Origin of the sequence: Chryseobacterium indologenes (genome assembly GCF_002025665.1) — a bacterium.
GTDB lineage: Bacteria > Bacteroidota > Bacteroidia > Flavobacteriales > Weeksellaceae > Chryseobacterium > Chryseobacterium metallicongregator.
This window is the reverse complement of the sequence record NZ_CP018786.1, coordinates 673019-691071: the sequence shown is the minus strand read 5'-3', so window position 1 is coordinate 691071 and position 18053 is coordinate 673019. Positions and strand designations below refer to the sequence as shown.

Below are 18053 nucleotides of genomic sequence, written 5' to 3'. Positions count from 1 at the left end.
AAATTACTATGAAAAATTTAAAGAAAGTTTCAAGACAGGAGCTGAAAACAGTTCAGGGAGGTATCGCTCCGGAATGCTGCTCATTTTACCCTCCTTCATTACAGCATTGCTGTGCAACACCTTCCAGCATGAGTTGTCCACCACCTTGGGCCGATGGAACATTCCCTTGTTAAATTTTAATATAAAACAAAAAACTAATATCATGAAAAATTTGAAAAAAGTATCAAGAATCGGTTTAAAATCAATTCAAGGCGGAGCTTTTGTAAACTGTACTTTGCCTAATGGAGACCTTACAAGATGTAGAGATTTCTGTCCTACAGACTTCTGTGGCCCTACAAACTACATTTGTTTACTTCCGCTGGATTATTGCGGATAGAAATAATAAAAGTTGCAATACATAAAATTGGGAAGCTGTCAGAAATCTGGCAGCTTCTTTAATTAACTACTAGGATTTATTTAATATTTTTGCAAAACAAAGCAGCTACTCTGATGACGTTTGAATACAAAACCATAGAAAAACCCATAGAAAATACACTTTTAAAAGAAAAAGGAAGCAAGTTTATCGGATTTGCTTACCCGGTAACCAATGAAAAAGAATTAAAGAGTGCGCTGGAAAAGATAAGGGAAGAACATCCGAAAGCTACTCATCACTGCTATGCTTTCAGAATGGGATTAAATGGGGAAAACTATCGCGCCAATGATGATGGTGAACCTTCCGGAAGTGCCGGTTTACCTATTTACAACCAGCTTTTGGCTAATGAAATCACGAATGTTCTTGTCATTGTTGTCCGTTATTATGGAGGAACCAAACTGGGAGTTTCCGGACTTGTAAAAACTTATAAAGAATCTGCGAAGATTACATTGGAGGAAACAAGTATTATTACCAGAGAATTAGAAACAGAAGTAGAAATTCAATTTAACTTCAATCAGCAGAATACTATTTTCACCCTACTTTCTAAATTTGATGCTAAAGTTTTGAATTTCGATGCTGATGAAAACTGTATTCTCACCGCATCCTTGAAACTGGCACAAAAAGAAAGCATCTCAGAAAAGCTTTCCGAGATGCAATATGTTTCATTTGAATTTAATGATTAATCCCTTCTTCCACCAAGAAGCAAAGATCCCCAGTAAAGAAGTTGTGCCAGAGAACCTAATGCGGCTACCACATAAGTTCTTGCAGCCCATTTCAAACTATCCTGTACTCCAACAAATTCTTCTGCAGTTACCGTTCCGGTATCTTTAAGCCACTTCATCGCTCTGTTACTCGCATCGTATTCCACTGGAAGTGTTACAAAAGCAAAAAGTGTGGTCATCGCAAACATTGCAACTCCGATTGCCAGCACAGTTGTATTTCCATTTGGATTCTCAATTGTTCTGGATGCAGCCATTACCGCGATACCCGCAATAAGGACAAACTGCATCAGATTGGAACTTATATTCACAATAGGAACCAGTTTTGAACGTAAATTCAACATAGAATATCCTACCGCATGTTGTACTGCATGTCCGCATTCGTGAGCTGCTACTGCCGCTGCTGCTGCGTTTCTCTGCATATAAACGCCTTCAGAAAGGTTTACTGTTTTATCTGCCGGATTATAGTGGTCCGTCAACTGTCCGGGTACTGATATGACCTGAACATCATTTATTCCGTTGTCTCTCAACATCTTTTCCGCTACTTCTTTCCCCGAAAGACCATTTCGAAGGTGTACATTGGAATAATATTCAAATTTCGATTTCAATCTGGACGAAACCCACCAGCTCACCAACATTGAAATACCAATAATGATATAATAACCCACCATTTTATATAAATTTTGTGTTTAATTTTACCCATAATCATATAAAAACTGTGCCAAAGTATAAGATATTATTATTTATATTTGTCCTTTAATTCCTCTCAAAAAACATGTCTACAGTTTCAATTATTGAAGTAAAAACAGCGGGTCAGCTCAAGCAATTCGTAAGGTTTCCGATGGATTTGTATAAAAACAATCCCTACTATGTTCCGTCCTTTATCAATGACGAAATCAACATTTGGAATGCGGATGAAAATCCTGCGCTTCAATATTCAGAAGCCAAACAGTTTCTGGCTTATAAGAATAACAAGATTGTAGGAAGAATTGCAGTTCTGATCAACCACAAAGAAGAGAGAGAGTTAGGCATTAAAAAAGTACGTTTTGGATGGATCGACTTTATTGATGATGCTGAAGTTTCAAAGGCATTGATTCAAAAAGCGGTTGATTATGCCAAAGAAAAAAATATTGACAAGATTGAAGGTCCAATGGGCTTCACCAATCTTGACAAGGCAGGAATGCTGATCAAAGGTTTTGACCAGCTGGCAACAATGATAGGAATTTACAATAGTGATTACTACCCAACACATCTTGAGAACCTGGGATTGACTAAGGAAAAGGAATGGGTAGAGTTTGAAATCATCTTCCCTGAAACATTACCGGACAAAATTCATAAATTTAATCAGCTTATTTCTGAAAAATACAAGCTGAAAGTTTTAAAATTCAAAAACAAAGAAGAGATTATTCAGTATGTAGATCCTATGTTTGATCTTCTGGATGAGACTTACAAACATCTTTCTACGTATACTCCAATTTCAGATGAACAGCGCAAAACCTACAAAGAGAAATATTTCAAACTTATTGATAAAGATTTCATTGTTTGTATTGCTGATGAGCACAATAATCTGATCTCTTTCGCTATTACAATGCCTTCTTATTCCAAAGCCCTGCAGAAGTCCGGTGGAAAACTGCTTCCTTTTGGCTGGTGGCATTTCTTACAGGCAGGAAAGAAAAATGACAGAGCAAACTTCTACCTGATCGGAATTCATCCGGATTATCAGAGAAGAGGAGTAACGTCAATTATTTTCAAAGAAATCTGGGACATATTCAGAAAAAAGGGTGTTAAATACCTTGAAACCAATCCGGAACTGGAAGAAAACAAAAGTATTCAGCTGTTGTGGCAGGATTACAATCCGGTGAATCATAAAAGAAGAAGAACGTATTCAATGGAACTCAAATAATTGATACTGCATTTTGTAAAACGTAAACTCACACCCAAACTTTGAACTTTATGAAACCACAGCTTATTATATTTGCTATTTTAATTGCCGGATTTATCGGTTATAACATTTTTTTTCAGTCGCCCGATGACAAAACCAATACAGTAATTAATATTCTTTTTGCCAGTATTCTTTTTGGATATATTTCCTTTATGGCTTACACTCTTTTGAAAAAAATGAAAAAATAAGTGATAAACATAACCCAAGAGGGCCTTTAATCGCTTGCTTTTATTCCCTAATAAATAAATTCAAAATATCCGCAATGTACATGATGGGATATAATTTTTCCAGAGTTACTACAAAAAAAGGGGAAAAACACCACAAAAAAATAATCATAAAAAGCTAATTTTTATTGATTCTAAATTACCGATTTAGCTCATTTTAATCCGACTTTTAAGCTGATAAATTTCATGCTTTCTTGTTTATTCGCTAAATTTGCAAATTGAGATAATAATGCAAAAATGAATTTACCTGAAAGTTATATTCCAATCCTTATCCAGGCTGGTGTAGCAGTAGGATTTGTAGCTGTTTCTTTGCTTGGAGCACATTTCTTAGGTCCACAGCAGAAAAAAGGAAACTCTGTAAAAAACCAAAGCTGGGAATGTGGAGTTCCTGTAGAAGGAAACGCAAGAACACCGTTTTCTATCAAGTACTTCCTGACTGCGGTATTGTTCGTACTATTCGATATTGAAATCGTATTCTTTTATCCTTACGCTGTCAACTTCAGAGAATTCGGTATGGAAGGTTTCCTTGCCGTGCTTACATTCGTTGCGATCTTCTTCGTAGCGTTTTTCTATGTCTGGAAACGAGGCGCACTGGATTGGGATAAATAAATTTTAACATTAAAAGATTGATTTTATTTAAGTAATTTAAAGATTGTAAAGGTCTTGTTTTTAATCTTTAAATATTTTAATCTTTAAATATTTACTAAAAATGTCAGATAAAAAACCAGTAATAAGAACAGATGCACCTGCTCCCGAAGGCTATGAAGGAGAAGGGTTTTTCGCAACAAAACTGAGCAGTGTAATCGGGATGGCAAGAAAGTTTTCACTTTGGCCGTTACCCTTTGCAACCTCTTGTTGTGGTATCGAGTTTATGGCTACCCTGAACCCGACTTATGATGCTTCAAGATTTGGTATGGAAAGAAACTCTTTCTCTCCAAGACAAGCAGATATGCTGATGGTTTGCGGAACTATATCAAAGAAATTAGGACCAGTCCTGAAAGAAGTTTACACTCAGATGGCTGAGCCGAAATGGGTTGTAGCAGTTGGAGCTTGTGCTTCCAGCGGTGGTATTTTTGATACGTATTCTGTACTTCAGGGAATTGATAAAATTATTCCGGTAGACGTTTACGTTCCTGGATGTCCTCCAAGACCTGAACAGATCATTGAAGGCGTAATGCAGGTACAGGCTCTTGCGGAAAGCGAAAGCATCAGAAGAAGAGACATGCCTGAATATCAGAAATTATTAGATTCTTACAACATAAGCAACTAAACGGAAATGACAAACGAATTTGTATTAGAAGCCATCACAAGAGAATTTCCGGAATCTGTCATTTCAAGCTCAGAACCTTATGGAATGCTGACGATTGAAGTGAAGAAAGAAGATATTAAGAAAATCATTCACTATCTGAAAGATTCATCACTGGAATTTAATTTCCTTACGGATATCTGTGGTATTCATTATCCTGAATTCCCTGAAAAGGAAATTGGTGTTGTCTACCATTTGCATAATATGATGGCTAATTTCAGATTACGTCTGAAAATCTTTATGTCCAGAGAAAATATTGAAGTAGACTCTCTTGTAGAGCTATATGCAGGAGCCAACTGGATGGAAAGAGAAACGTATGATTTCTATGGGATTAAATTTAAAGGACACCCGGATCTCAGACCTATTTTAAATATGGAAGATCTTGGATACCACCCAATGTTGAAGGAATATCGCCTTGAAGACGGTACAAGAACCGACAAGAACGATAGCATGTTCGGAAGATAAAAAATAATGCAATAAGCAGTAAGCAGTAAGCGATATGCTTAAAGCCTAGAGCCTATAGCCTAAAGCATTTAAATTATGAAAGATAACTCATTATCTAATATACTAAACCAGTACGAAAGTAAGGAACAGATTGACGGACAATTATATACCCTGAATCTTGGACCTACCCACCCTGCTACGCACGGGATTTTCCAGAATATCTTAACGATGGACGGAGAAAGAATCCTTCACGCAGAGCAAACAGTAGGATACATCCACAGAGCATTTGAGAAAATTTCTGAAAGAAGAAACTATTCTCAGATCACTACCCTTACAGACCGTATGAATTACTGTTCTGCACCCATCAATAACTTAGGTTGGCACATGACAGTAGAGAAGCTGATTGGCGTGGAAGTTCCAAAACGTGTAGACTATATGCGTGTTATCTTGATGGAGCTAGCCAGAATCGGTGACCACCTGATCTGTAACGGGGTAACCGGAATGGACTCAGGAGCCATTACAGGTCTTACTTATATGTTCATCGAAAGAGAACGTATTTATGATATGTATGAACAGATCTGCGGAGCCAGAATGACAACCAATATGGGAAGAATAGGAGGTTTTGAAAGAGATTTCACTCCTAAGTTTCATGAGTTGCTGAAAGACTTCTTAAAAACTTTCCCACCAAGATTCAAAGAATTCTGTACACTATTAGAAAGAAACAGAATTTTTATGGACAGAACCATTGGTACAGGAGCAATTTCTGCCGAGAGAGCATTAAGCTACGGTTTCACAGGTCCAAATTTACGTGCAGCAGGTGTAGATTACGATGTAAGAGTTGCACAGCCTTATTCCTCATACGAAGATTTCGACTTCATTATTCCTGTAGGAACTTCAGGAGATACTTACGACCGTTTCATGGTTCGTCAACAGGAAATCTGGGAATCAATCAAAATTATCAAACAAGCATACGAAAATCTTCCGGAAGGGCCATTCCACGCGGATGTTCCTGATTTCTATCTTCCTGAAAAGGCAGATGTATATCAGAAAATGGAAGCATTAATCTACCATTTCAAAATTGTAATGGGTGAAACTGATGTCCCTAAAGGAGAAGTTTATCATGCTGTAGAAGGTGGAAACGGAGAATTAGGTTTCTATCTTGTGAGTGACGGAGGAAGAAGTCCTTACAGACTTCACTTCAGAAGACCATGCTTCATCTACTATCAGGCATACCCTGAAATGATTACAGGTTCTGTAATTTCAGATGCCATTGTAACGATGTGTAGTATGAATATTATTGCGGGAGAATTAGACGCATAACTGGAATTATAAATTTTGAATTATAAATTATAAATTGATTTTAGACCGTTATTCGTTTAGAATTTAAAATCTAAAATCTAAAATTTCAAAAATGAGCGAAACAATAGCTTTTAAACCGGAAAGTTTAGCACAGGTACACAAAATTATCGCAAGATATCCTGAAGGAAGACAGAAATCTGCTCTTCTTCCTGTACTTCACCTGGCACAGAAAGAATTCGGAGGATGGTTAGATGTTCCTGTGATGGATTATGTTGCCGGACTATTAAGTATCCAACCGATCGAAGTATATGAAGTGGCTACTTTCTATACCATGTTTAATATGAAGCCGGTGGGTAAATATGTTTTGGAAGTTTGCAGAACAGGACCTTGTATGGTTTGTGGAAGCGAAAAAATCCTTGACCATATCAGAACCAAACTGAACATTAAGGATGGAGAAACTACTGAAGACGGTATGTTCACATTAAAGCCTGCTGAATGTCTTGGAGCATGTGGATATGCACCAATGCTACAGTTAGGAAAGTTCTTTCATGAAAATTTAACGATAGAAAAAGTAGATGAAATCCTTGATCTTTGCAGACAGGGACAAGTTGCTTTAGACTAATAGAAATTTTAAATTCTAAATTTTAGATTTTAAATTATTCACTTAACGTTTAATCATAATTAATGCAAGAAGCCAAAAGCCGATTGCAATAAGCAAATAACAATGAGTAAAAAACTTTTACTTAAAGACGCACATATAGAAGGTATTCGCTACTTTGGGACTTACCGCAAACAGGGAGGTTACACTGCAGCTGAAAAAGCCTTGAAAATGACTCCTGACGAAATTCTTGAAGAAGTAAAAGCTTCAGGACTAAGAGGTCGTGGTGGAGCTGGATTCCCGACAGGAATGAAATGGAGCTTTTTGGCTAAGCCTGAAGGTGTTCCAAGACACCTTGTTGTGAATGCGGATGAATCTGAACCTGGAACATTCAAGGACAGATATCTGATGGAGTTTCTTCCTCATTTATTGATTGAGGGAATGCTAATTTCTTCTTACTGTTTAGGTTCCAATACTTCTTATATCTACATCCGTGGAGAATATTCATGGATTCCGGATATCCTTGAAGAAGCTATTGAAGAAGCCAAAGCAGCAGGATTTTTAGGTAAAAATATTTTAGGAACTGGTTTCGATCTTGAAATCTATGTGCAGAGAGGTGGTGGAGCATATATCTGCGGTGAAGAAACTGCATTGCTTGAATCCCTTGAAGGAAAAAGAGGTAACCCAAGATTAAAACCGCCATTCCCGGCTGTAAAAGGTCTTTGGGAGAGACCAACGGTGGTAAACAACGTTGAATCTATTGCGGCAATTGTTCCGATCATTGATATTACAGGTGCTGAATACGCTAAAATTGGTGTTGGAAGATCTACAGGAACGAAATTGATTTCGGCTTGTGGAAACATCAACAAACCAGGTGTATACGAAATCGATATGACGATCACTGTAGAAGAATTCATCTACTCTGATGAATATTGTGGTGGTATTAAAGATGGTAAAAAATTAAAGGCTTGTATTCCTGGAGGAAGTTCTGTTCCGATTGTTCCGGCTAATTTATTGTTGAGAACAGTGAACGGAGAGCCAAGATATATGAACTATGAATCATTGGCAGATGGTGGTTTTGCTACCGGTACTATGATGGGTTCAGGAGGTTTCATCGTTTTGGATGAAGACCAGTGTATTGTAGATCATACAATGACTTTAGCGAGATTCTACAATCACGAAAGCTGTGGACAATGTACTCCTTGCCGTGAAGGAACGGGATGGATGTACAAGATTTTAAAGAAAATCGAGAAAGGAGAAGGAAAAATGGAAGATATCGATCTGCTTTGGGATATCCAGAGAAAAATCGAAGGAAACACGATTTGTCCGTTGGGTGATGCAGCAGCTTGGCCGGTTGCAGCAGCAATCCGTCACTTCAGAGATGAATTTGAGTGGCACGTGAAAAACCCTGAATTGTCTCAGACACAAAATTATGGATTGGCACATTATGCAGATCCTATCCCGGCTGTTGAAAAGAATGCGTAGGTAAGATGAAAAAATTATTGGTTGTCGGCTTAATGATGTCGAATCTTGTATTTGCACAGAACAAGAAGAGTGATACTGCAACTTATAACAGATCCGTAGAAGAGGATTTGTCATATTTAGTGAGTGAGAAAGAGCAGATTAAAGCTGAGAAAAAGGAAAAGCCTTTACCACTAAGCAAAAAAGGTCAGGTTTTCGTATTTTATGGATGGAACAGAGCTGCTTATAGTAATTCTGACATTCATTTTACCGGAAACGGATACGATTTTCAATTGAATAACGTAACTGCACAAGACCGACCTACAAAATTCGGAATTGTCTATTTTGATCCAAGCTGGTTTACTGTAACACAGTATAATTTCAGAATAGGATATTTCATTAAAGACAATTTAGCATTGGTATTAGGGATAGACCATATGAAATATGTAATGGATCAGAACCAGACTGTCGGTTTCAAAGGACATATTTCAGATCCTGAATATGCAGCGATGGTTCAAAACGGGCAGGTTAACCTTGCAGATGAGAAGTTCCTTACTTTCGAACATACTGATGGACTTAATTATGAAAACTTAGGTCTTGAGAAATACAAAAATCTTGTTCATAAGAAAAATATAGATTTAGTATGGTCTTATGGAGCCGGAATCGGATTTATGTTTCCGAAAAGTAATGTAAAGCTTTTTGGTAATGAAAGAAGTGACCGTTTTCACGTTGCAGGGATGGGAACTGATATCAGGTCCAGTCTTAACTTAGTATTCTGGAAAAACTGGATGCTGAGATTAGAAGGAAAAGCCGGTTATATTAATATGTGGGACATTAAAACCACGTTGAATAATAAGCCGGACAAAGCACGTCAGGATTTTGTTTTCGGACAGATTCTGGGAGGAATTGGATATACATTTAATACAAAGAAATATAAATAACAAAGCCTATTGCTTAACGCATAAAGCTTAAAGCATATCATATGAGCGAAGAAGTTAAAAAATTCAAAATAACTATAGACGGACAGACTACAGAAGTTTTGCCTGGTACTTCTATTCTGGAAGCTGCAAGACAAATCGGTGGTAAATCTGTACCTCCTGCAATGTGCTACTACAGCAAGTTGGAAACCAGTGGAGGAAGATGTAGAACTTGTCTGGTAGAAGTTTCTAAAGGATCCGAAGCAGATCCTCGTCCTATGCCAAAATTAGTAGCAAGCTGCAGAACTAATGTAATGGACGGTATGGAAGTAAAAAATCTTACTTCTGAGAAAGCTCAGGAAGGAAGAAAAGCGGTTACCGAATTCCTATTGGTAAACCACCCGCTGGACTGCCCTATCTGCGACCAGGCAGGAGAATGTCATCTTCAGGACTTAGGATATGAGCATGGTGTGGAAAATACAAGAACAGAATTCGAAAGAAATACTTACGAAGCTGATGATCTTGGACCAAACATCAAATTAAATATGAACCGTTGTATTCTTTGCGCAAGATGCGTACTGACAGCCAATCAGCTTACAGAAACAAGAGAACACGGTATCCTTTTCAGAGGAGATCACGCTGAAATTTCAACGTATTTAAATAAAGCTTTAGATAATGACTTCATCGGAAACGTTATCGACGTTTGTCCTGTAGGAGCATTAACAGACAGAACAGCTCGTTTTGCAAGCAGAGTTTGGTTTACAAAACCTATGAATGCTACTTGTAAATGTGATAAATGTTCTGGAAAAGCTGTAGTATGGTTTAAAGGAGACGAAATTGTAAGAGTTACGGCAAGAAAAGACCAGTGGGGTGAAGTTGAAGAATTCATCTGTGATACATGTCGTTTCGAAAGAAAAGCTTTATCAGACTGGAACATCGAAGGTCCTAGACATATCGACAGACATTCTGTAATTTCATTGAACCACTACGAAAAGCCTAAAGATGAGCTAAGAGTTTTAGACAATCCGATGGCTAAAGAAATCAGTGAAAAAGACGAAAAATAAAATTTGAAAATGAGGTAATTTGAAAATGAGAGCCTCTGTTGATGTGATTACTATAACTTTCATCTTCCAGCTCCCATCTTCTAACCTTTAACATCTATAAAAATAAAAATGGATTTACTTACATTTAAACTTATACTTGTACTAGCACTTTTCCTGCTATCGCTTACGATTGCAGCCTACTCTACATGGGCAGAAAGAAAAGTAGCCTCTATCATGCAGGATAGAATTGGTCCTAACAGAGCAGGACCTTTCGGATTGCTGCAGCCTCTTGCTGACGGTGGAAAATTCTTCTTTAAAGAAGACTTTACGCCTGCCAATGCAGAAAGATTCCTTTTCGTATTAGGGCCAGCTTTGGTAATGTTTATTTCATTGATTACAGGAGCTGTGATTCCTTGGGGTAAAAGTTTAAATATTGCAGGTACTTCTTTTGATCTTCAGGTTGCTAACATTGATGTTGGTGTACTTTTCATCATCGGAATGGCTTCCATCGGGGTTTACGGAATTATGATCGGAGGTTGGGCTTCGAACAACAAATACTCATTATTAGGTGCTATCCGTGCTTCTTCTCAGATGATTTCTTATGAATTGGCGATGGGATTAGCACTTCTTTCTATCATTATGATGTCAGGAAGTTTGGATTTAAAAGAAATTACTGAAAGTCAGACTACCGGAAAATTATGGGGAGTTATTCCTTGGGTTTCAGGATTAAACTGGAACATTTTCTACCAGCCGATTGCATTCCTTGTTTTCTTTGTAGCTGCTTTGGCAGAAACCAACAGACACCCGTTTGATTTACCTGAATGTGAATCTGAATTGGTAACAGGGTACTCTACAGAATACTCTTCCATGAAGTTAGGATTATATATGTTCGGAGAATATGTGAACATGTTTATTTCCAATGCTTTTATGGTCGTTCTTTTCTTTGGAGGTTATAACTATCCTGGTATTGAATGGGTAACTCAGAACTGGGGTGAGAACACTGCAGGTATCTTAAGTATCGTAGCATTCCTTACAAAAACAGTAATCGGAATTCTTATTTTTATGTGGATCAGATGGACACTTCCAAGATTCAGATATGACCAGTTAATGCACTTAGGATGGAAAACATTAATCCCAATGGCATTGGTAAACCTATTAATTACAGGAGCTGTAATTTTAGCATTTGCAAACTAAGAAAATTTGAAAATGAGCTGATTTGAAAATTTGATAATGAAATCAAAGTTTTATCTTTAGCATATCATATTCAATCATCAATATTAAATAATTAAGATAACAGACAAGATTAGTCTAAAATCTAATGTCTAACATCTAATATCTATAATTAAATGAAACTTACAAACAGATCAAAAGTTGTTTCCAATAAAGAAATGACCCTTGCTGAAAAAATCTACCTTCCTGCCATCTTTACAGGGATGGGGATTACATTTAAGCATGCTGTAAGAACCGTGATAAAGGGTGCTCCCGCAGTATATTCGTATCCGGAAGTACAGAAACCAAGAACCACCATCTGGAGAGGTCAGCACGTTTTGAAAAGAGACGAAGAAGGCAGAGAAAGATGTACAGCTTGTGGACTTTGTGCGGTAGCTTGTCCTGCAGAAGCCATTACGATGACTGCTGCTGAAAGAACTAAAGAGGAAAGAGGTCTTTACAGAGAAGAGAAATACGCTTCAGTATATGAAATCAATATGCTAAGATGTATTTTTTGTGGTATGTGTGAAGAAGCTTGCCCTAAATCTGCCATCTATCTTACTGACAGATTGGTAGACGTAGAAACCAACAGAGGTTCTTTCATTTACGGAAAAGATAAATTAGTTGAAAAAATAAATGAAAGGATTGATATCACGACAAGACAATCCGAGAAACAAAAAAATGCGGTAAAATAATGGATCAGTTTTTATTTTTCTTGGTGGCGTTTTTAGCAGTGGCAAGTGCTGTTTACTTTGTATTTGCAAGAAATCCTCTTTATGCTATTTTGTCATTAATTGTTACGATGTTTTCAATTGCAGGAATGTACATTCTTCTCAATGCACAGTTCCTGGCAATTATCCAGATTATAGTGTACGCAGGTGCTATCATGGTACTTTTCCTTTACATCTTAATGATGCTTAACCTTAATAAGCAAGACGAAAGTAAAAAGAACAATACTTTAAAATTTGTTGGAGTTTTTACGGCAGGTCTTCTTTTGGTAGGTGTATTAGGAGTTTTCAGAGGAGTACAAGACAAACACATTGTTGTTGAAAATGTAGACAGAGGTATTGGTCTTACGAAAAATCTGGGTAGACTTTTGTTTAATGAATATGTTTTACCGTTTGAGCTTGCTTCCATCCTAATTCTGGCAGGTATTGTAGGCGCGGTATTAATCGGTAAAAAAGATTTATAAAATTATGGGAGAAGTAAATACATTTATACAAAGCATCCCTTTGGAGTACTTCATCATTCTTTCATCAGTATTGTTCTGTTTGGGAGTAATGGGAGTATTGCTTAGAAAAAATGCTATTGTGATTCTGGGCTGTGTAGAGCTTATGCTGAATTCTGTAAACCTTTTATTGGCAGCTTTTTCAGCATATAAAGGCAATGGCGACGGGCAGCTTTTAGTTTTCTTCATTATGGTGGTAGCTGCTGCTGAAGTAGCAGTAGGTCTGGCAATTATTGCTATGCTATATAGAAACACCCGTTCTGTAGATGTGAGTATATTTAATAAATTAAGAGGATAAGAATGGAGAATCTAGTATATGCAATAGTACTTTTACCACTTTTAGGGTTTCTTATTAACGGGCTATTCGGAAAAAATCTTCCAAAAATATTGGTAGGATCTTTGGCTACTTTGATGGTTTTTGGATCTTTCTGTATTGCGGTAAGTATTTTCATGAATTTCAATTCTGAAAGCCAGCCTGTTATTGTAAAAGCTTTTGAATGGTTTAGAGTAAATGGAGTTCAAATCAATTTTGGATTCCAGATTGATCAGCTTTCTTTAATGATGGTAATGATCATTACGGGTATCGGTTCACTGATCCACTTATACTCTATCGGATATATGAGTCATGATAAAGGGTTCTACAAGTTCTTTACTTATCTGAATCTTTTCATCTTCTCCATGTTACTTTTGGTAATGGGAAGCAACTACCTTATCCTGTTCATCGGATGGGAAGGTGTAGGTCTTTGTTCTTACCTGTTGATTGGATTCTGGTACACTAACGAAGAATACGGTAAAGCAGCAAGAAAAGCTTTCATCATGAACAGAATTGGTGACCTTGCGTTATTGATCGGTATTTTCATGATTGCTTCACAGACCAATGCTGTAGATTATCTTTCTGTAGCAGAAAACGCTTCAAAATTTGAATTAGACGGAACAGTGATTATCTTTATCACAGCGAGTTTATTCATCGGTGCTACCGGTAAATCTGCTCAGGTTCCATTATATACATGGTTACCGGATGCGATGGCCGGACCTACTCCTGTATCAGCGTTGATCCACGCGGCAACGATGGTAACAGCTGGTATTTACTTAGTAGTAAGATCTAACTTCTTATTTACTTTGGCACCTACTGTACAGGGAGGAATTTTATTCATCGGATTCTTAACAGCTGCTTTGGCAGGATTCTATGCGCTACGTCAGAACGACATCAAAAAAGTATTGGCATATTCTACAGTTTCACAACTTGGATTTATGTTCATTGCTTTAGGTCTTGGAGCGTATACAACAGCAATGTTCCACGTAATGACGCACGCATTCTTTAAGGCTTTATTATTCCTGGGTGCAGGTTCTGTAATCCACGCAATGAGCAACGAACAGGATATGCGTTTCATGGGAGGTCTTAAAAAATATATTCCTCTTACGCACGCTACATTCCTGATCGGAACATTAGCTATCTCAGGTTTCCCTTTATTATCAGGGATGATCTCTAAAGACGAAATTTTAGTAGCAGCTTTCGCTAAAAACCCTATTTACTGGGTAATCTTATTTGTTTTAGCGGCAATGACTGCAACTTATATGTTCAGACTATACTACCTGACATTCCACGGAGAATTCAGAGGTACTGAAGAACAAAAACACCACTTACATGAAAGCCCGTCAAATATGACATTACCATTGATCGTATTGGCTATTCTTTCTGTAATTGGAGGTTTCATCAACCTGCCACACTTCATCGGTCACGGGCACTATGCTAAACTGATGGAATGGTTAAAGCCGGTACTTACGGAACAAAGCTACAGCCAGATGGAAGCTACTCTTTCAGGAGTACCTTTCAATACTGAAATGATATTATTAGCAGCAACAATCCTGATGTTCTTCACTGTATGGTTCATCGTTAGAAACACTTACGTAAGTAAGAAAAAGATGGCTGTTGCAGAGGAAAACTATACCGGATGGGAAAAGCTTTCTGCTAAGAAATTATACGTTGACGAACTTTACAACGCATTGATTGTAAAAACTGTTGAAGGATTAGGACGCGGAGGAAAAATGTTTGATAAGGGTATCTTAGACCGTTTTGTAAACTTTGTAGGTGATGGTGCTGAAGACAGCGGAAAAGCTATGAAGCGTGTACAGAACGGAAATGTAGAGACATATATCCTTATCATGTCTTTAGCTGTGGGAATTATATTAATTGTTAACTTTTTATTACAATAATAATGTCTTGTTTATTATTAACATTATTACTATTACCTCTAGTAGGTTCGGGATTAGTTTTTGCCTGGAAGAATAATTCCAGCAAATATTTGGCGCTTGGAATTGCATTGGTACAAATGCTCCTTACGTTTTACGTACTTTCGGATTTTGATTTTACTCCGACAGTAGACAGCGTATTGCAGCATGAGATCAATTATCCATGGTCACAATTTATGAAGAGCTCTCTTCACTTCGGTATCGATGGAATGAGCATGCTTCTTTTATTATTGACCAATATTCTGGCTCCAATCATTATTTTATCATCTTTCAACGAAAGTGTAAACTACAGAAATACATTCTACGGATTGATTCTGTTGATGCAGTTCGGACTTGTAGGAGTGTTCACTTCTTTAGACGGATTGTTATTCTACATTTTCTGGGAAGTAACTTTGATTCCAATTTGGTTCATTGCCGGACTTTGGGGACAAGAGAATAAAAGGTTTGAATTCACTACGAAATTCTTCGTATATACATTCGTTGGATCGTTATTTATGTTAGCCGGATTGATCTATGTGTACAACCACTCTGCATCATTCGCTTTAACAGATTTATACAATGCACAACTGAATGAAGTACAGCAGACTGTGGTATTCTGGTTTATTTTCTTTGCATTTGCAGTGAAATTACCGGTATTCCCTTTCCATACATGGCAGCCTGATACCTATACCTACTCTCCTACTCAGGGATCGATGTTGTTATCAGGGATCATGCTGAAGATGGCTGTATATGGGGTAATGCGTTATTTACTTCCAATCACTCCACTTCCGATTGCAGGAATTTCCGGACAAATCGTAATTATTCTTGCTATTGTAGGAATTGTTCACGGTGCTTTGATCGCTATCATCCAGACGGATATGAAGAGAATCATTGCGTATTCTTCTTTCTCTCACGTAGGATTAATGGTAGCAGGGATCTTTGCTTCTGCAGTAGTTACTTTGAGAGGGACTTTCAATGTGGAAGGAGCTGAAGGAGCATTGGTACAGACATTTGCCCACGGTATCAACGTAGTAGGTTTATTCTACTGTTGTGATATTTTATACAAGAGATTTAAATCAAGAGACATCAGACAAATGGGTGGTTTAGCTAAAGTAGCTCCTAAGTTTGCTGTATTGTTCTTGATCATTATATTAGGTTCAATGGGAGTTCCATTAACGAATGGATTCATCGGGGAATTTATTTTGTTGAAATCAGTATATGATTTTAACGGAACAGCAGCAGTAATTGCTGGTCTTACGGTAATTCTTTGTGCGGTGTATTTATTGAGATTCTACGGAAAAGCAATGTTTGGAGAAGGAGATGAAGCCGTTTTAAGTACAGCAAAAGATTTATCAGGGGTAGAATTTTCTGTATTGGCAAGTTTAGCGGTTTTTGTGATTTTACTAGGTATTTTCCCACAACCGGTAATCGACATGGTGAGTAGTTCGGTGAAGTTTATCTACCAATCAATGGTAAGTTAATTTGATATTTTAAGAAATGAGTGTTTTAATTATTGTTTTCCTAACGGCAGTTATTGCGTTATTTTCAGGAGTTTTTGAACAAGGAAAATTCGCAAGATACATTGGGATTTTGGGATTAATCATCGCATTGTACGTAAGTTTTATGCCGGAATGTTCGTTTTTCGATCATTACAAGCATATGTATGAGTACAGTGACAATACTGCATTATTCACTAAAATATCAATCGTAACAACTTTATTGTTATTCTTTCTGGGAGGTTTTGCTTTCAGCAATCACAGAAGCCACCAGTCAGAATTATATGCATTGATGCTATTTGCATTATGTGGAGGGATCATCCTTTTCGGATACCAGAACCTGGTGACGATGTTCTTAGGAGTTGAGATTCTTTCTATTCCATTATATGTAATGGCTGGAGCTAATAAAACAGATCTTAGATCTAACGAAGCTTCTATTAAATATTTCCTTATGGGTGCATTCGCAACAGGTTTCTTACTGTTCGGTATTGCGTTCATCTACGGAAGTGCAGGAAGTTTTGATCTTTACAAGATCCACGATTTCGGGGTTGCTAATTCAGGGAATGTAATGTTCATCTTAGGAGTATTACTGATTCTTTGTGCATTGGCATTTAAGGTAGCTTTGGCACCTTTCCACATGTGGAGTCCTGATGTATATGCAGGTTCTCCTTCATTAATCACAGCTTTCATGGCGAGTGTGGTAAAGATCTCCGGATTCTTTGCTCTGTTCAGATTAATGACGCTTGGTTTTGCTGGGGTAACTCATGAGTGGATCAATGTTTTAGGAGTATTCTTAATCATTACATTACTTTTGGCAAACGTTATGGGTCTTGCTCAGACGAATGCAAAAAGAATGTTGGCATACTCTTCAGTATCTCACGCAGGATATATCGGATTGGTATTCTTCGGAATGACAAGCCTTTCTACTTATAACCTTGCCTTCTATTTGTTTGCTTATTCTTTATCTACAGTAGGAGTTTTCATGTGTCTGATCTGGGTAGAGAAATTAAAGAGAGAAACTTCTTTCGGAGCCTTCAAAGGATTGGCAAAAACTGAACCTTTACTGGCAACAGCAGCTACGATCTCTATGCTTTCCATGGCAGGAGTTCCGTTAACAGCTGGTTTCATGGGGAAATTTGCTTTATTCTCCCAGGCTATGAACGGTGCGGCTTTCTTAGTATTGGTAGCAGTCTTAGGTTCTGCCTTATCTATTGCTTACTATTTAAGACTGATCATTGCGATGTTCTTCTTTAAAGAATCAACATTCAAATCATCAGAGAAAGTAACCCTTACTTACAACATCATTGGAGTAGTTGTTATTGTCCTGATCGTTATCCTTGGGATATTCCCGGATATGTTTGCAAGAATGTTCGGGTTGTAAAACGACCTTATTATAAATGATATTAAAACCTTCCATTTAATGGGAGGTTTTTTTGTTGATATAATAACTTTAAAATCTATTTATCACTTATCGTAGAATTACTACAGTTTATCTTTTCAAAATTTTATAGATTTACATTATTTGA

General features: G+C 37.3%; 21 protein-coding genes. 20 read left to right on the top strand and 1 reads right to left on the bottom strand.

The features are described from left to right. Window positions 1-8: 8 nt before the first annotated feature. The 3 genes from BUE84_RS24330 (at window position 9) to BUE84_RS03120 (ending at window position 1095) form a co-directional block, all read left to right on the top strand. A complete protein-coding gene (locus BUE84_RS24330) occupies window positions 9-173 on the top strand; it encodes a bacteriocin-like protein (protein WP_158521339.1) in 165 nt (54 codons plus the stop codon). 29 nt (window positions 174-202) lie between these two features. After that, complete coding sequence (locus BUE84_RS24325) at window positions 203-376, top strand: bacteriocin-like protein (protein ID WP_157885786.1); 174 nt, start codon at window positions 203-205, stop codon at window positions 374-376. A gap of 113 nt (window positions 377-489) precedes the next feature. Next, window positions 490-1095 carry an IMPACT family protein gene (locus tag BUE84_RS03120; RefSeq protein WP_079240452.1) on the top strand — a complete coding sequence of 202 codons (606 nt, stop codon included), beginning with the start codon at window positions 490-492 and terminating at the stop codon, window positions 1093-1095. Here BUE84_RS03120 and BUE84_RS03115 read toward each other — a convergent pair. Further along, window positions 1092-1802, bottom strand: coding sequence for a zinc metallopeptidase (locus BUE84_RS03115; RefSeq protein ID WP_174525207.1), 711 nt, complete (start codon window positions 1800-1802; stop codon window positions 1092-1094). The two genes, BUE84_RS03120 and BUE84_RS03115, sit on opposite strands and share 4 nt — an antisense overlap. 104 nt (window positions 1803-1906) lie before the next feature. On the opposite strand from BUE84_RS03115, the gene BUE84_RS03110 reads away from it, so the two are divergent. The 17 genes from BUE84_RS03110 to BUE84_RS03035 all read left to right on the top strand — a co-directional run bounded on the left by BUE84_RS03110 (window position 1907) and on the right by BUE84_RS03035 (window position 17908). Next, window positions 1907-3034: a GNAT family N-acetyltransferase gene (locus BUE84_RS03110; RefSeq protein ID WP_079240451.1), complete on the top strand. Its 1128-nt coding sequence runs from the start codon at window positions 1907-1909 to the stop codon at window positions 3032-3034. A gap of 50 nt (window positions 3035-3084) precedes the next feature. Then, window positions 3085-3261 (top strand): hypothetical protein, encoded by a 177-nt coding sequence (locus BUE84_RS24535; protein ID WP_167348785.1) that lies wholly within the window; start codon window positions 3085-3087, stop codon window positions 3259-3261. Window positions 3262-3534: 273 nt separating this feature from the next. After that, window positions 3535-3906, top strand: a complete 372-nt coding sequence (locus tag BUE84_RS03105; RefSeq protein WP_034693436.1) for an NADH-quinone oxidoreductase subunit A — start codon at window positions 3535-3537, stop codon at window positions 3904-3906. Between the two features lie 100 nt (window positions 3907-4006). Then, window positions 4007-4567 (top strand): NADH-quinone oxidoreductase subunit B, encoded by a 561-nt coding sequence (locus BUE84_RS03100; protein WP_002983540.1) that lies wholly within the window; start codon window positions 4007-4009, stop codon window positions 4565-4567. Window positions 4568-4573: 6 nt separating this feature from the next. Then, entirely contained in the window at window positions 4574-5068 is a 495-nt protein-coding gene (locus BUE84_RS03095; protein WP_034693433.1) for an NADH-quinone oxidoreductase subunit C, read from the top strand. A gap of 75 nt (window positions 5069-5143) precedes the next feature. Further along, complete coding sequence (gene nuoD / locus BUE84_RS03090; RefSeq protein WP_034693431.1) at window positions 5144-6367, top strand: NADH dehydrogenase (quinone) subunit D; 1224 nt, start codon at window positions 5144-5146, stop codon at window positions 6365-6367. Window positions 6368-6458: 91 nt separating this feature from the next. After that, window positions 6459-6968 carry a complex I 24 kDa subunit family protein gene (nuoE, locus tag BUE84_RS03085; protein WP_034693429.1) on the top strand — a complete coding sequence of 170 codons (510 nt, stop codon included), beginning with the start codon at window positions 6459-6461 and terminating at the stop codon, window positions 6966-6968. A gap of 102 nt (window positions 6969-7070) precedes the next feature. After that, window positions 7071-8429, top strand: a complete 1359-nt coding sequence (gene nuoF / locus BUE84_RS03080) for an NADH-quinone oxidoreductase subunit NuoF (RefSeq protein WP_079240450.1) — start codon at window positions 7071-7073, stop codon at window positions 8427-8429. Between the two features lie 5 nt (window positions 8430-8434). After that, a complete protein-coding gene (locus BUE84_RS03075) occupies window positions 8435-9346 on the top strand; it encodes a hypothetical protein (protein WP_185117011.1) in 912 nt (303 codons plus the stop codon). A gap of 41 nt (window positions 9347-9387) precedes the next feature. Then, on the top strand, window positions 9388-10386 hold the full coding sequence (locus BUE84_RS03070; protein WP_034693425.1) for a 2Fe-2S iron-sulfur cluster-binding protein: 999 nt from the start codon (window positions 9388-9390) through the stop codon (window positions 10384-10386). Between the two features lie 108 nt (window positions 10387-10494). Next, on the top strand, window positions 10495-11559 hold the full coding sequence (gene nuoH / locus BUE84_RS03065) for an NADH-quinone oxidoreductase subunit NuoH (protein WP_079240449.1): 1065 nt from the start codon (window positions 10495-10497) through the stop codon (window positions 11557-11559). A gap of 152 nt (window positions 11560-11711) precedes the next feature. Then, window positions 11712-12269: a NuoI/complex I 23 kDa subunit family protein gene (locus tag BUE84_RS03060; protein ID WP_034693420.1), complete on the top strand. Its 558-nt coding sequence runs from the start codon at window positions 11712-11714 to the stop codon at window positions 12267-12269. Beyond that, window positions 12269-12766 carry an NADH-quinone oxidoreductase subunit J gene (locus tag BUE84_RS03055; RefSeq protein WP_079240448.1) on the top strand — a complete coding sequence of 166 codons (498 nt, stop codon included), beginning with the start codon at window positions 12269-12271 and terminating at the stop codon, window positions 12764-12766. The genes BUE84_RS03060 and BUE84_RS03055 overlap by 1 nt, the downstream gene beginning before the upstream one ends. Before the next feature lie 4 nt (window positions 12767-12770). Continuing rightward, on the top strand, window positions 12771-13100 hold the full coding sequence (gene nuoK / locus BUE84_RS03050) for an NADH-quinone oxidoreductase subunit NuoK (RefSeq protein ID WP_047494345.1): 330 nt from the start codon (window positions 12771-12773) through the stop codon (window positions 13098-13100). 2 nt (window positions 13101-13102) lie between these two features. After that, on the top strand, window positions 13103-15016 hold the full coding sequence (nuoL, locus tag BUE84_RS03045; protein WP_079240447.1) for an NADH-quinone oxidoreductase subunit L: 1914 nt from the start codon (window positions 13103-13105) through the stop codon (window positions 15014-15016). A 2-nt stretch (window positions 15017-15018) separates the two neighbouring features. Then, a complete protein-coding gene (locus BUE84_RS03040) occupies window positions 15019-16512 on the top strand; it encodes a NuoM family protein (RefSeq protein ID WP_079240446.1) in 1494 nt (497 codons plus the stop codon). A 16-nt stretch (window positions 16513-16528) separates the two neighbouring features. After that, window positions 16529-17908: an NADH-quinone oxidoreductase subunit N gene (locus tag BUE84_RS03035; protein ID WP_079240445.1), complete on the top strand. Its 1380-nt coding sequence runs from the start codon at window positions 16529-16531 to the stop codon at window positions 17906-17908. Window positions 17909-18053: the final 145 nt, after the last annotated feature.